Source organism: Nitrosomonas sp. (genome assembly GCF_019752095.1).
Classification (GTDB): domain Bacteria; phylum Pseudomonadota; class Gammaproteobacteria; order Burkholderiales; family Nitrosomonadaceae; genus Nitrosomonas.
This window is the reverse complement of the sequence record NZ_JAIEMO010000048.1, coordinates 1-13,119: the sequence shown is the minus strand read 5'-3', so window position 1 is coordinate 13,119 and position 13,119 is coordinate 1. Positions and strand designations below refer to the sequence as shown.

The following is a 13,119-nucleotide window of genomic DNA, read 5'->3' as shown; positions in this document are numbered from 1 at the left end:
AGCAAGAAAGACTTGGCTATCTATCACCAGCAGAATTTACCCAGCGATACTATGCAAATCTAGCTGTTGCTTAACTATATGGACTCCATTATTGACAGCACATATCACTCTTATAGCCACAACAAATTAGAATCCAAGTTGTGATACAGCCTAATAAACGTTAAGCTATCATCCAGCTAAAGAACCACCAAGTTTCCAATACCTGGGATAAATGCGATGAATGTGGATGAAACGCCTGACTCTACTCAAAAAACAATCCATCAACCTGAACAACCCGAGAGCATACGTTCTGAGAAACAAAAAGAATCCGAATCTGATGCGTCCACGTCTCTTGATCGCTTAATAGCTTCCATTCCAGCACAGATTAAAAACAACTGGTTCTGGATTCTTGCTTACAGTTTCAATTTTATTTATTTCGCCGTGGCATTGATACGCGCCAATCTTGGCGATGCCTCATTGACGATTCCGATACTGCCGGGAATGATCTTCACTTGCATTATTTTCGTGCAAATTTATTCCGATCAAATCGAATCTCCTGCAATGGAAGGACTAAATCAAGAGCAGAAAAAGGAATTGGAAGAAAAAAGATCTCGGCAACGAGATAAATGGATGATCTTTGCTTACAGTTTTATGTTGTTGTCATTATTGATGACTTTTTATCCCTTCATCACATCATTTGATAAGCCCAATGCCGCCGAAACGTTTCGTGACCGGCCAATTTCAATTTTTGTCGGCTGTTCTCTGGACAGCAAATCAAACAATCTGAGTTGTTTCAAATCGAACTCAAAGTCTGTCGATAACCAAGAATCTACCAAGCATTCAGCAGCTACGGATCCTGATGAGCAACTGAATAATCAAGCAGTCAAAGATGCTCCCACCACTTACCCGCAATCAGCCGGCGCATGGGTTATCAATATCGGCGGCCATGTCAATAAATGCTCGAGCAATAATCCTGATTCTTATGGAAAAGCAATCACTTGTGAAGTCAGCGGAGGCCTACTGGTCCCTCTTTATTTTATCATTCTTGCATTAATGGGAGGCAGTATCAGCCTGACCAGGCGGTTGCCAGAGCTGCAAAAACAAGCAGGTGCGGAACATATTGCCACAGAAAAGCAACCCAAGCTCACCCAATATGAGTTCCGCGAATATTTGATCTTTCAGATGGTGCAATTCATTTCGGCGCCATTTCTGGCGATTCTTGCGTACTACCTGATCGAACCGAGCAATACCACCAATGCGGTCGCTTTAGCATTCACCGCCGGATTCGCATCCGAAACGATCCTGCTGATGGTGCGATCCATCGCCAATAAAATCTCTCCGAACAATCATTCCGGACCTCAATACGGCGCCGTTGCCGGGGTCGTGACATTGAACAACAAAGATAAAAATTTCGAGAAACCGGCACAAAAAGCTGAGGTATCGTTATCTGAATCACCACAAATTCATTCGATTACCGATGAAAAGGGATTCTATATCCTCGGAAATGTCCCGGTAGGCGAGCATAGCATCAATATCAAATACATGACCCAAGTCAATAATAAATCAGAAGAAAGAATAAAAAAAGACATGGTAAAAATTGAACGTGCACAGGCAATTGTTAAAAAAAATGTTACCCTCACTGCAGAAGACTCAACACAACAATAATACTGATGCATCCGCTATGATTGTTACTAAATAAACGGTACTATTAAGCATACTGCTCTTCATACAACTATCTTGATAACAAACAAAATCGAAACATGATAAAACTATTAGCTTTAGCAATGATCCTTATTAGTACCAGCGCGATGGCGGAATGGACCAAAGTAGGTGAAAGTAATCTTAGGGGCGGCTTTACTGCCTACGCTGATCTGACTTCAATCAGCAAGGTCGGCGACCGGGCTAAAATGTGGGCTTTGTTTGATTACAAAACCGTTCAGAAAAGCTCCGGCGTTGAATATTTATCGGAAATAATCCGCCGTGATTACGATTGCAAACAAAAACAAATGCGCAAGCTAGCATACAAGTTCTTCAGCTGGAACATGGAAGGCGGTGATCTGATCCGCTCATACAATCAACCGCAAAAATGGGTCCCGGTAAAACCAGATAGTGTCGATGAAGCAGAATGGAAGGTGGCTTGTAGTGACTAACTGTAGTGCATGTCCATACACACTATTTGCCAAAGTAGCAAGTAGATTCGTAGCAGTTGAGGCAACATAGATGGTTTTTCAGCGACTTGTTAGAGCTTACCTTGATGACCGCCTAGGTGAACTGCCGCTGCTCTACCTTAGGCAGTAACATCCGATAACGAAATACCCAAAGCGTCAACAATGCCTTTTCCATACGTAGGATCAGCCTTCAGGCAATGTCGGATAAGCGGGATCCGAATCTCGCGCGGAGTGGCGCTGATCGAATTAGTCGTGTTTGCAAACAAGGTTTGTTATTGCGCTAGTGTCATCAAACGGAATAGAGTGCCGGGTTGCGAAAATATTCGGCATATTCACGATGATTCCAATGATCGGCAGCACCACCAACCGATAGCGGTGATTCACGAAAATCCGGCTGCTCCTGCCATTCACCATAGCTGTTGGGTTCATAACCGAGCGTACCGCCGTGATTACCGTCAACACGCATCTGACCATCGCGGTGATAGCTGTGAAACGGGCAGCGCGGCGCATTAACAGATATTAAATGATGATTGACACAAGCCGGTAGCGTTGCGCATCGCAATAAGAGAAAATACAATCTTGCAGCATCTGATCCGGCGGGAGACTAATAGTTAGCCGGTGATGTTCAACCTCAGCAAGAAAATTCTCCAGATTGCGATTTGGTTCCATCATACCCACTTCGATCAGCGGAAAATCCCTGTGCGGCCATACCTTGGTCAGGTAAATAGATTGCATGCCACATTGGATGCATGAGCTTCCGATAAAGAAATCCAGAAATCCCAATTGTTTTTTGTGCTACGCATGTTGGTGCGCGGGTTACACTTGACAACATGATTCAAGTCGGGAAACTTGAGTGGGGCGTGCATGTAAAACACCGGCGTGTCATTGCCAACCATGTCACAGTAAATCTACCGTAAGCACCAGAAACTTTTGCATGCATGCGTCACTCCGGGATCACCTCGCGATCGAAATGCGCCAGTTTCTCGAGCAGCCAAACATCCTACAATAACGCGAGGCCTCGTGGCCTTGCTGTTATAGTATTTTGATTTTCGGGTACTGGTACACCGCCGGCCATGGTCAATTTCTTGAATCACTCACAGCAATCTCCTTTTAACAAAAATAGACAACGAATTTAGGCAAAAATATCTTCGACAATATTATTTTTTCATACCCATAATTCGCTCGTTGAACTATCCGCCATACAGGATCTTAACCAATTATTATCATGAGGTTGTGAACTTCCATAACGAAGACTTAATCTTCACTATGCGAATCAAAATAATAAAAACTTGAACTTTACCAATAAACGTGTATTGTATACGGGTCTTTTGGATTCAAGTTGTGAAATGTGATGCGATTGCTTGAGCTTTTTCCTTGATATTCGATGACTACTATGGAATCTCATAGTTGCAGCATAAATTATTAATTATTAAGGAAATAGATATGGCAACAGGTACAGTAAAATGGTTTAATGATTCTAAAGGTTTTGGTTTTATCACCCCGGATGACGGTGGGGAAGACATATTTGCTCACTTCTCTGCAATCACCAGTGGCGGTTACAAATCACTACGAGAAGCTCAGCGTGTTACCTTCGACATCACAACTGGCCCTAAGGGTAAACAAGCATCCAATATCGTACCGCAGTAAATATAGCTTAAAGCAGCATTAATAAAAAATCGACCGCAAGCGGTCGATTTTTTATTACAGAATTTTTAGTTTTTATCATATCTGTCCCATACATTCTAACAACAAAGCGATCTGATATTATTGGCCTGTTTATCGTTGGATGAATCTTCTCGCAATGAAGCCATAAAGTCACGTTTTTCAATTAAACTCAGCTGCAGCGATCTAAGAATTTGACACATACTTTTGTTGTCCATCCTTGACTGAGATTTTATAACTTTATCTCATCTTTTCTCCTTGAAATTTTCTAATGGAAAATCTGAGTTATGTGGAAACTTATTGTACCAATTGAGATTTTTGCAAAAATCTCCAATTATGTATGGTTCAATCAAGCTGCCTGCTTTAATGTTAACGAGACAGCAGCAAGTTTCCAAATCAAATCGTTCCTCCATTCTCAAGCCACTCCCGACAATCAGGCGTCAACGCACGTTTGCAAGCAACATCATAAAGCGCCAGTTCCTCGTCGAAGAGCACGTCGCGCCAGCGGTTATTGGTGCCTTTGTGCATAAAAGTATCCGCGCCCCCCTTCCAGAGTTGACCGCCTCCTGGCGCATACAATTCGCCTTGACGTTTCATCTCGGCAAATGAAACGGCCTTGATGATGCCATCCCAAGCTTGCTCGGGCACATTGATCCCCAGAAAAGCGGCAATGCGGCGAACCTCGCGCTCGGTGTCTGCGAGCATGTCACCATAGTGGAACAACTGAATGTTGGGCAATTGACGAAAATTCCACCAGGACTGAACATTGGCAAGATGCGACCAGTACGGCCAGCCGTCCGTTTCCCACGCAAAAGAGCCGCGGGATATCCAATTTTTCCAGAATTCATGAATATCCTCGGGTGCAGGCGGAAGTTCATCGCCCACGCGGCCAGGCAACATATTAAACAGCATGACAACTTCTTCCTTCATCTTCGCATAGTGATTCCACAAAGACATGAAAACATCACGGGCATCGCGGGCGACATAGAGGTATTTAATTTTTTCACTATAAGGCACGCCATCAAGCGGCAGATGCGTCTTGATAAAGCGACGATGCTGCTGCGATTTCAAGTTGTTCAAAACCACTTCGAGCGGAACAATCCGCATGTCCAGCCACGGCGACATTTGCGCAGGCGGAGCCGGGAAATTCCCGTCCGGAAAGAGCAAGTGCGCGACAATCGCTTGCGTCCATGTCGTACCCGCCTTGTATGAGGTTGCAATCACGATATCATCATCACGCGACTGAAAATAATCCCAGCGTGTGCTGTCGAAATGATGATTCTGATAGATATGAGTACGTTGAGGTAAATTCTGCATTTCGGTAACCTGTTATTAAATGTTGTTAACCTTTAGGGACACACTCGAATTAGCAAGCAACCGCCACGAGCAGATCATGAATTATAACAAAATCTGTGCTCGATTTAATGAGCAACGGGCTTGGCTTGCATTTGATCCATATATTATTCCTGCGATACGACTCTTGGTCGCCGATCGTTATCGATCGCCACATAAGTCAAAACGGCTTCGGTCACTTTAATGCAAATTTCCTCGCCACCTTCGCGCACACCGCGTTGCGCGTACACCACCACATCAACGGTAATCGAAGTGCGCCCAACCTTAATGATGTCGGCATAGAAACTGACCAGATCACCAACAAATACCGGCTGTTTAAAAACAAACGAATTGACCGCAACCGTGGCGACCCGCCCACGAGCCTGGCGGATCGCCGGAATGCTGCCGGCGATGTCCACCTGCGACATGATCCAGCCGCCGAAAATATCACCAGCATAATTAGTGTCCGACGACGTCGGCACCATGCGCAATATGGGCTGCCCTTCCGGCAACGGAGCATGGAACGCTGGATCATGAAGTTTATCAAGCATAGCCGTTTTCTCGCTTATGAGGGTTTGTGCATCACACACAGAATCCAAGAATATATTAATGTTTTGTGTTAGGCCATGCTTTCTTTTTCTCAAACCTTTTCTAACAGCCTTGACACACATTATGGAAATTCTGTTCGATGCCGCCAGATCTTGCCTGTCGGCCTGTGAAACCAAAGAAAAAATTCGTCTGATCGAACATATCGAGCAGGCTTAGCAGATGGTTTATTGTCGCTGGAATCGAAAAGCTGGATCAGGTTTTTATGTCAACAACGTGGATTGGATTCAGAACAGATGTTTCGAAAACTGATACACCAATACTTTACCTGGCAGATTTGCGGCCCCTTGCACTATGAGGCCAGACAAAAAATCAGGGCTTTCTAAAGCGGAACTTAATGCTCTGAAACATATGGAGAAAGTTGTTACACGCTCTAGAAATCCGACCCTATGAATTCCTGTCTAAGTCAATGACTGGGAGTTAACTCTGCAGCAGTTGATTCACTTCAGCAAGATCAAATGTTTCCGGATCAAATAAACCTTCAATATCCTCAGCAATCCATTCCAACATGACTTGATGTTCTGGATGTGTCGGATCAGAAATTGCATCCAGAAACATCATATACCCTCCAATACCTCCGATATCTTCCGGTGGACAGGCGCGGCACCCTTTCAGACAAATGGGTAAAACAGCACTAGTTTCAAAGGGCAGAATCTTCTCCAGAACCACCTCGTGTTCCCAGCCATCACCAAAATCATAGATATAGATCAGCTTTTCCTTTTCTTTCTTCAATATTTGATCTAACCGGTATTGCGTTTCATCTTGAGCATCTGAAGGAAAATCCTCATCCGGCTCACCATAACGAGCCTGCCCTTGAATAAACTCGTGCAGGTGGGAATTGGTCCAGCCCATCACGATTTGCAAAATGAGATGAATATCATCCAACTTAGTCGTGCTCGCAACTAAAATCCTGCGCCATATTGGCGGACGCATCCCTTTCAGGGTTACTTTAAGCTGATAAATGGAGCGTAAAGATTTTGCTGCTAAACGTGTTGCCATCACTATTAGTCTCTACTTTCAAAACGGTAAAATGCCAGCATTCCTCTTAAGTTTGGCAGGAAATTTACTGGGCGATAATGATTATTCATCACACTGCGCTCCAAAATTCGCGCGTTGCACTGCTGACACAGTGCCTCAAAATCACCCAGCGTGCAAAGGTGAATATTCGGCGTATCGTACCAATTATACGGTAATGTTTCTGACACAGGCATACGTCCGGAAATTACTTGCACGCGATTTTTCCAGTGGCCAAAATTGGGGAAGGAAATAATCCCTTCCTTGCCGACCCGCAGCATTTCCTGAATGATACCCTCGGTGTTGCGCACAGCCTGCAAGGTCTGCGACAGAATGACATAATCGAACGAATCCGACGCAAAACTCGACAACCCTGCTTCCAGATCATTATGAATTACATTGATACCATTGCGAAAACAACTGAGAAGATTATCATCATCGATTTCCACACCGTAGCCAAAGACGTTACGCGTATCGCGTAGATAGCGCAATAACGAGCCATCACCGCAACCCAAATCGAGTATTTTCGCGCCAGGATTAATCCACTCCGCAATAGCGGCAAAATCCGGGCGCAATGCAATGGTTGATGGTGCTGTGGTATCAGTCATAATTAATGATCACATTTTTACTTAAATAGAAATATTGTCCATATACGCCCGCACCAGTTGATGATAACAAGGCGTTGTCATCAAAAACGAATCATGGCCATGGCTGGAAGCAATTTCCGCATAACTTACATTAAGCTCATTTTTTAATAGGGCTTTGACGATTTCCCGGGAGCGCTCGGGTGAAAAACGCCAATCCGAGGTAAACGATATCACCAGGAAATTTGCTTTGGCCACCCGGAATGCCGAGCTCAGGTCGCCATCATAAGATCCGGCTGGGTCAAAATAATCCAGTGCTTTAGTCATCAGCAAATAACTATTGGCATCGAATAAATCAGCAAATTTGTCGCCTTGGTAACGCAGATACGACTCGATTTCGAACTCCACATCAAAACCGAAAGAAAGTTCACCATTACGTAAACTGCGACCAAATTTAGCCGCCATTGAATCGTCGGAAAGGTAAGTGATATGCCCCAGCATGCGCGCCAGTCGCAAGCCACGTCGCGGCAGAGTATCATAGGCATAAAAATTACCACCGTAAAATTCCTGGTCGGTCATGATCGCCTGGCGGGCAACATCATTAAATGCGATATTTTGTGCGGTCAATTTGGGGGCCGCCGCGATCACCAGAGCATGGCGAACTTTTTCCGGATAATCCAGCGTCCATTGCATCGCTTGCATACCGCCCAAGCTACCGCCCACCACGGCGGCAAACTGCTCAATCCCTAAATGTTCAGCCAATTGTGCTTGCGCCTCGACCCAGTCTTCCACCGTCACTATGGGGAAGCTCGCGCCATAATGCTTGCCAGTACGAGGATCGAGACTGGCCGGCCCCGTAGAGCCGTGACAACCGCCCAGATTATTCACGCCAATGACAAAAAGCTGATTGGTATCAATTGGCTTGCCCGGCCCGACCATATTGTCCCACCAGCCGACACTCTTCTCATTTTCCGCATAAACACCAGCCACATGATGAGTGCCGGAAAGTGCATGACAAATCAATACTGCATTAGATCTTGCAGCATTCAGTTGTCCGTAGGTTTCATACACCAAATGATAGCTATCCAGCGACAACCCGCTTTTCAGCTGCAATGGCTTATCAATCTGTACGTATTGGGGAATTACTATACCCACTGATTTTGAATCTTGCATTTGTATAAAAGGAGAATTCCGGTGAAACAACCGAACATTTTGTCGGCTATTATATCGTCAATAGATTAGCGCATACTAGTCATTCAATTTAGCCAGCAACGCAGTCATCTTTTCCGGTTGGTCCGTTTTGATGATTTTTTGCGCTAGTGGAATAATATCAGGCAAATGGCTCTTCAGAATCTGGTTTTTCACCGTCAGCAACTGCGATGGATACATGGAGAACTGCTGCAATCCAATACCTAGCAACAATCGCGTGAACTGTTTGTCACCAGCCATTTCACCACAGATAGATACCGGCACTTTGGCCCGGTTGGCACTCTGGATAATATGCGAAACCAGCCAGAGTATGGCCGGATGAAAGGGATCGTACAAATGCGCCACCGTATCATCAATCCGGTCAACCGCCAAAGTATACTGAATCAAATCGTTAGTGCCGATCGATAAGAAATCCAGTTTTCGCATGAAAGATTCGACACACAAGGCAGCCGCTGGTATTTCTATCATACCGCCGATTTTAATATGTTCATTAAACTGAATTTTGTCATCGCGTAGAGTCTGTTTGGCATACTCAATGTAATGCAGTGTTTGATCGATTTCCGCAACATTGGACAGCATTGGCACCAGAATACGCACCTCGCCGTACTTGGAAGCACGCAAAATAGCGCGCAATTGCTTGTGAAACATTTTGGGTTCTGCCAGGCTTAATCGAATCGCGCGCAAACCCAATGCCGGATTAGTCGCAACTTGTTCACTCCCCTTGAGACTCTTGTCCGCGCCTAAATCGAATGTGCGTATGGTGACCGGCAACTTATGCATTTTCGCCGCCACCGTGCGGTACGCTTCAAATTGCTCATCCTCATCCGGCAAATCATCGCGATTCAGAAATAAAAACTCACTACGGAACAACCCAATGCCAGTAGCACCGCTTTCTTTGACTTGCGCAATATCCTCCGGCAGTTCAATGTTGGCATGTAAATCAATCTGCGTGCCGTCCAATGTCACCGCAGCAACGCTTTTAAGACGTTGTAACTTCTTCCTTTCCAATCCGAATTGGCTTTGCCGCAGGCGATATTCATCCAGAACATATTTATCCGGATTTACAATTATGATGCCATGAGTCCCGTCGACAATCAGCCAGTCATTTTCCAGAATCAACTGATGCGCGTGGTGCAATGCCACGATCGAAGGAATATTGAGACTGCGCGCAACAATCGCAGTATGCGATGTCTGGCTGCCCAAGTCGGTCAGGAAAGCAATGAATTGATGTTGCTTGTACTGCATCACATCGGCGGGACTTAGGTCGTGCGCAACCAAAATACTGTCGCCAGCCAACTTCGTCGCAATCGGCAAAGAACTGGGATGCCCCAACATCGCTTTGAGTACACGCTCAACCACTTGCTTCACATCGGACTTACGTTCGCGCAGGTATGCATCCTCAATTGCTTCAAACTGCGCCAACAATTCCTGCATCTGCTGCGTTAATGCCCATTCGGCATTGCAATAGGTCTGCGCAATCATGCTGCGAGTGGCTTCTGATAACATCGGATCATCCAAGATCATCAAATGCAAATCGAGAAATGCACTAAACTCCGCACGCGCATGCCCATCTGCAACAGATTGTTGCAACGCCTCGAATTCTTTCCGCACCACAGCAAAAGCACTATTCAGCCGTGCAATTTCTTTCTCTACCTGGTTTTTGGGAATCAGATAGTGCACCACCTCCAAAGCGGCAGGATCAGCCAGATGCGCGTGACCGATTGCGATGCCTTCCGATACACCTATGCCATGTAAAATAAAGCTCATTCACCCTCGCCAAAATAATCTTCAACCAATGCGACCAATGCTGTCATCGCCTCAATCTCGTCATCACCCGTAGTTTCAAGCTGTATGCGCGAACCCTTATTGGCCGCCAACGTCATTACGCCCATAATACTTTTTGCATTGACGCGGCGGCTATTACGCGTCGCCCAGACTTCGCTGTTAAACTGACTGGCCAGTTTGGTCAGTTTTGCTGAAGCTCGCGCATGCAAGCCCAGTTTGTTGATAATTTCGATTTCCTTAATCTGCATGATTTGATTCTTCCGCATTAATTTGCATCACGCCACTCTGACCGCCGCTGAACCCTTTCTTGATGACATCAGATAACGGCTCATTCCTATAAGTTATCACACGCACCAGCATCGGCAAGTTGGCACCGACAAGACATTCCACTTTCCCAGACTGTACCAATCGACTGGCAATGTTGCAGGGTGTCGCACCCAACATATCGCTCAATACCAGAACGCCATCCCCACTATCCAGTTGTTCTATCAATTTGCGTGCTTTAACTAATACGTCCTCAGGGTCATCCTGGATAAAAACACCTAAATACGACAACTGCCGCGGTTTCATGCCCACCACATGACTCGCGCAGCGAATCAAATGATCCCCCAAATCTTCATGCGTGAGCACTAAAATCCCTATCATTTTGTTTATTTACATCTCTCTTGAAATTTGACTAAAGATTTTAGCATTGGCGTTACTTAAATACCTTATGGTCAGACATTATCCTGAAAATATTTATATGCAAAGACATTTCATCAATCTTGCATTTTGGAGGAAAATAGAATCTAGTGAATTAATGACCCACCGACCACTCAAAAGCTGATGAAACGATTAATAGAATACGCACTTGGTGTCTTGGCATACAAAACATTATCATTTAGTGGGTTGCAAAAACATGGAAAAGAATGATCGAATCCAGGCACTACTCAGAGCGGCTGAAGCAATGTCTCAAGGCGATCTCACATCGGATATTCCAACCGGAGATGACGAAATTGGTCGCCTCGGAAAATCGCTAGAAAAATTATCCAGCTATCTTCAGAAACAACTAAAAAGAAATCAATCTCTTTATAAGATTATGGTCGAATGCAACCGCAATCTTCATTTAATCGATGTTTTGAACCATATCTATGAATCCTTCCAGGATCACTTGCCTTACGATCGGATAAGCCTGGCATTGCTCGAAAATGATGGAAACAAACTTAAATTACATTGGTCACGTGCCAGCTATGAGCCATTGATATTAAACACCGGACTCACTATTCCCACATCCGACAGCAGTCTACTAGCGCTTATAAACCCCAGAGACATGCTAATTATTGATGATGTAAATGCACACTTGGAAAAACACTCAAAATCCCGCCTTACGCAAGCCATTTTTAGCGAAGGTATCCGCTCCTGTCTCATTTGCCCTTTGCTTGCCGGTGGCAAACCAACCGGGTTTATTTTCTTTTCCAGTCGCAATAAGAATGCCTGCAAAGATTTACATTCACAACAAGATCTAGCGTTACAAATCTCCAGCCAAGTATCTATTCTGATTGAAAAAAACAAATTATACCAAGGGGTAAAATTAAACAAACAACTCAAGGCACAGAAAAAATCACTCGAACAACGTGTCACACATGATGCGCTAACCGGCTTACTCAACCGCCCCGGTATATTTGACATTCTGCACAAACAAATCCAACGTGCTAAACGAGGAGGTTACAACATAGCAATCATCATGATCGATATTGATCACTTCAAAGCCATAAATGATACCTACGGCCATCCTGCAGGGGATACAGTATTATGTGAAATCGCCAACCGGCTGACTCAGTCAGCCCGTTCTCATGAATACATCGGACGCTATGGTGGTGAAGAGTTTCTGGCAATCCTCTCGCCGTATAATCTGGATGGCGCGTTAAAAGCTGCAGAAAGATTTCGTAATGCAGTTGCTTGCAAAGAAATTAAAATCAATGAGACCTTTGTCTCCATAACAATCAGCTTAGGCGTGGCGATCGGTGCAGAAGCAAAAACACTGAATGAGAAATCGCTATTAAAAAAAGCAGACGAGGCGCTTTACCAAGCTAAACATAAAGGTAGAAACCGGGTTGAGCTGGCAGACCATACAATAACCAGCAGAAAAGTCTCTTAACTCGCACTGCCAGGATTGAGCTTAAACTGAACTACGGCAGAAATAAAGCACCTCGCCGCAAGCGCGGAGTATTAACTCCCCCTTTCAATCAGCTTTCGCCTCAAGGAGCGGGGCAATCCCACACAGATTAAATTTCAACGACTCAACTTAACCAAACATCATCTTAGTAAACTGAACCGCAATTCCATATCCCTGGTCTTGCTTATCTGCCCTGATTACCTTCCCTTCACATTACACAATACATTCTTTATTAGGCTGGATCGTCAGATGAATGACTTCACTCTTGTGCAAGCATTGCTGAGCCACGAAATAGATTCTTGTCGAACTGATGTTTTTTGACCAATTACATTCCTCCGTAGCATTGATAAGATACCGCATCATAAAACGCTCACTGGTCCTTTTTCAAAAAAATCGATATACCGCAACAAATACCTCAGAAGAAATTAATTTTAATTAACAGGCTGTTGAAAAATGTTCTCGCAGCTGCAATGCAGTTAGTGTTCCAACTCCTGTTAATACCGTGTTTTCTGGCTACTCATCAAAATGATGAGTAGCCGTATATAGATAAATAAAGCACCCCGCCGCAAGCAGCGAGGTATTAAAAGCGCTCTTCAGACTGCTGGTTTTCAACCAGCCTTCGCCC

The 13,119-nt window shown here is 44.8% G+C and carries 12 protein-coding genes and 1 pseudogene; 4 read left to right on the top strand and 9 right to left on the bottom strand.

All coding sequences use genetic code 11. The annotated features are described in order from the left end of the window. Positions 1–216: 216 nt before the first annotated feature. On the top strand, positions 217–1,644 hold the full coding sequence (locus K2Q13_RS13265) for a hypothetical protein (RefSeq protein ID WP_292921758.1): 1,428 nt from the start codon (positions 217–219) through the stop codon (positions 1,642–1,644). 119 nt (positions 1,645–1,763) lie between these two features. After that, the gene (locus tag K2Q13_RS13260) at positions 1,764–2,129 is read left to right on the top strand and encodes a surface-adhesin E family protein (RefSeq protein ID WP_292921756.1); all 366 of its coding nucleotides are present in this window, start codon (positions 1,764–1,766) and stop codon (positions 2,127–2,129) included. Between the two features lie 137 nt (positions 2,130–2,266). Here the strand turns inward: K2Q13_RS13260 and K2Q13_RS13345 are convergent. Further along, positions 2,267–3,222: pseudogene (locus K2Q13_RS13345) on the bottom strand (catalase). A 368-nt stretch (positions 3,223–3,590) separates the two neighbouring features. Between K2Q13_RS13345 and K2Q13_RS13240 the strand changes: the two are divergent. Further along, the gene (locus tag K2Q13_RS13240) at positions 3,591–3,794 is read left to right on the top strand and encodes a cold-shock protein (RefSeq protein WP_106705663.1); all 204 of its coding nucleotides are present in this window, start codon (positions 3,591–3,593) and stop codon (positions 3,792–3,794) included. A 411-nt stretch (positions 3,795–4,205) separates the two neighbouring features. On the opposite strand, the gene K2Q13_RS13235 is transcribed toward K2Q13_RS13240, so the two are convergent. From K2Q13_RS13235 to K2Q13_RS13200, 8 genes are all read right to left on the bottom strand, one after another. Beyond that, positions 4,206–5,126, bottom strand: a complete 921-nt coding sequence (locus K2Q13_RS13235; RefSeq protein WP_292921753.1) for a sulfotransferase domain-containing protein — start codon at positions 5,124–5,126, stop codon at positions 4,206–4,208. A gap of 143 nt (positions 5,127–5,269) precedes the next feature. Then, positions 5,270–5,692 carry an acyl-CoA thioesterase gene (locus tag K2Q13_RS13230; RefSeq protein ID WP_292921760.1) on the bottom strand — a complete coding sequence of 141 codons (423 nt, stop codon included), beginning with the start codon at positions 5,690–5,692 and terminating at the stop codon, positions 5,270–5,272. A gap of 475 nt (positions 5,693–6,167) precedes the next feature. Beyond that, positions 6,168–6,746: a plasmid pRiA4b ORF-3 family protein gene (locus K2Q13_RS13225; RefSeq protein WP_292921751.1), complete on the bottom strand. Its 579-nt coding sequence runs from the start codon at positions 6,744–6,746 to the stop codon at positions 6,168–6,170. Positions 6,747–6,751: 5 nt separating this feature from the next. Next, positions 6,752–7,369, bottom strand: a complete 618-nt coding sequence (gene metW, locus K2Q13_RS13220; protein ID WP_292921749.1) for a methionine biosynthesis protein MetW — start codon at positions 7,367–7,369, stop codon at positions 6,752–6,754. A 21-nt stretch (positions 7,370–7,390) separates the two neighbouring features. Beyond that, on the bottom strand, positions 7,391–8,518 hold the full coding sequence (locus tag K2Q13_RS13215) for a homoserine O-acetyltransferase (RefSeq protein ID WP_292921747.1): 1,128 nt from the start codon (positions 8,516–8,518) through the stop codon (positions 7,391–7,393). Between the two features lie 75 nt (positions 8,519–8,593). Then, entirely contained in the window at positions 8,594–10,321 is a 1,728-nt protein-coding gene (gene ptsP / locus K2Q13_RS13210) for a phosphoenolpyruvate--protein phosphotransferase (protein ID WP_292921745.1), read from the bottom strand. Beyond that, positions 10,318–10,587, bottom strand: coding sequence for an HPr family phosphocarrier protein (locus K2Q13_RS13205; RefSeq protein WP_292921743.1), 270 nt, complete (start codon positions 10,585–10,587; stop codon positions 10,318–10,320). Before K2Q13_RS13205 ends, ptsP begins: the two co-directional genes overlap by 4 nt. After that, positions 10,577–10,984 (bottom strand): PTS fructose transporter subunit IIA, encoded by a 408-nt coding sequence (locus K2Q13_RS13200; protein ID WP_292921741.1) that lies wholly within the window; start codon positions 10,982–10,984, stop codon positions 10,577–10,579. The genes K2Q13_RS13205 and K2Q13_RS13200 overlap by 11 nt, the downstream gene beginning before the upstream one ends. Positions 10,985–11,237: 253 nt before the next feature. On the opposite strand from K2Q13_RS13200, the gene K2Q13_RS13195 reads away from it, so the two are divergent. Next, positions 11,238–12,476 carry a diguanylate cyclase gene (locus K2Q13_RS13195; RefSeq protein ID WP_292921739.1) on the top strand — a complete coding sequence of 413 codons (1,239 nt, stop codon included), beginning with the start codon at positions 11,238–11,240 and terminating at the stop codon, positions 12,474–12,476. Positions 12,477–13,119 lie beyond the last annotated feature (643 nt).

Bases quoted from the DNA above. Each gene is read 5' to 3' on its own strand.
- K2Q13_RS13265 (WP_292921758.1), top strand. From the start codon at position 217: ATGAATGTGGATGAAACGCCTGACTCTACTCAAAAAACAATCCATCAA.
- K2Q13_RS13260 (WP_292921756.1), top strand. From the start codon at position 1,764: ATGATCCTTATTAGTACCAGCGCGATGGCGGAATGGACCAAAGTAGGT.
- K2Q13_RS13240 (WP_106705663.1), top strand. From the start codon at position 3,591: ATGGCAACAGGTACAGTAAAATGGTTTAATGATTCTAAAGGTTTTGGT.
- K2Q13_RS13235 (WP_292921753.1), bottom strand. From the start codon at position 5,126: ATGCAGAATTTACCTCAACGTACTCATATCTATCAGAATCATCATTTC.
- K2Q13_RS13230 (WP_292921760.1), bottom strand. From the start codon at position 5,692: ATGCTTGATAAACTTCATGATCCAGCGTTCCATGCTCCGTTGCCGGAA.
- K2Q13_RS13225 (WP_292921751.1), bottom strand. From the start codon at position 6,746: ATGGCAACACGTTTAGCAGCAAAATCTTTACGCTCCATTTATCAGCTT.
- metW (WP_292921749.1), bottom strand. From the start codon at position 7,369: ATGACTGATACCACAGCACCATCAACCATTGCATTGCGCCCGGATTTT.
- K2Q13_RS13215 (WP_292921747.1), bottom strand. From the start codon at position 8,518: ATGCAAGATTCAAAATCAGTGGGTATAGTAATTCCCCAATACGTACAG.
- ptsP (WP_292921745.1), bottom strand. From the start codon at position 10,321: ATGAGCTTTATTTTACATGGCATAGGTGTATCGGAAGGCATCGCAATC.
- K2Q13_RS13205 (WP_292921743.1), bottom strand. From the start codon at position 10,587: ATGCAGATTAAGGAAATCGAAATTATCAACAAACTGGGCTTGCATGCG.
- K2Q13_RS13200 (WP_292921741.1), bottom strand. From the start codon at position 10,984: ATGATAGGGATTTTAGTGCTCACGCATGAAGATTTGGGGGATCATTTG.
- K2Q13_RS13195 (WP_292921739.1), top strand. From the start codon at position 11,238: ATGGAAAAGAATGATCGAATCCAGGCACTACTCAGAGCGGCTGAAGCA.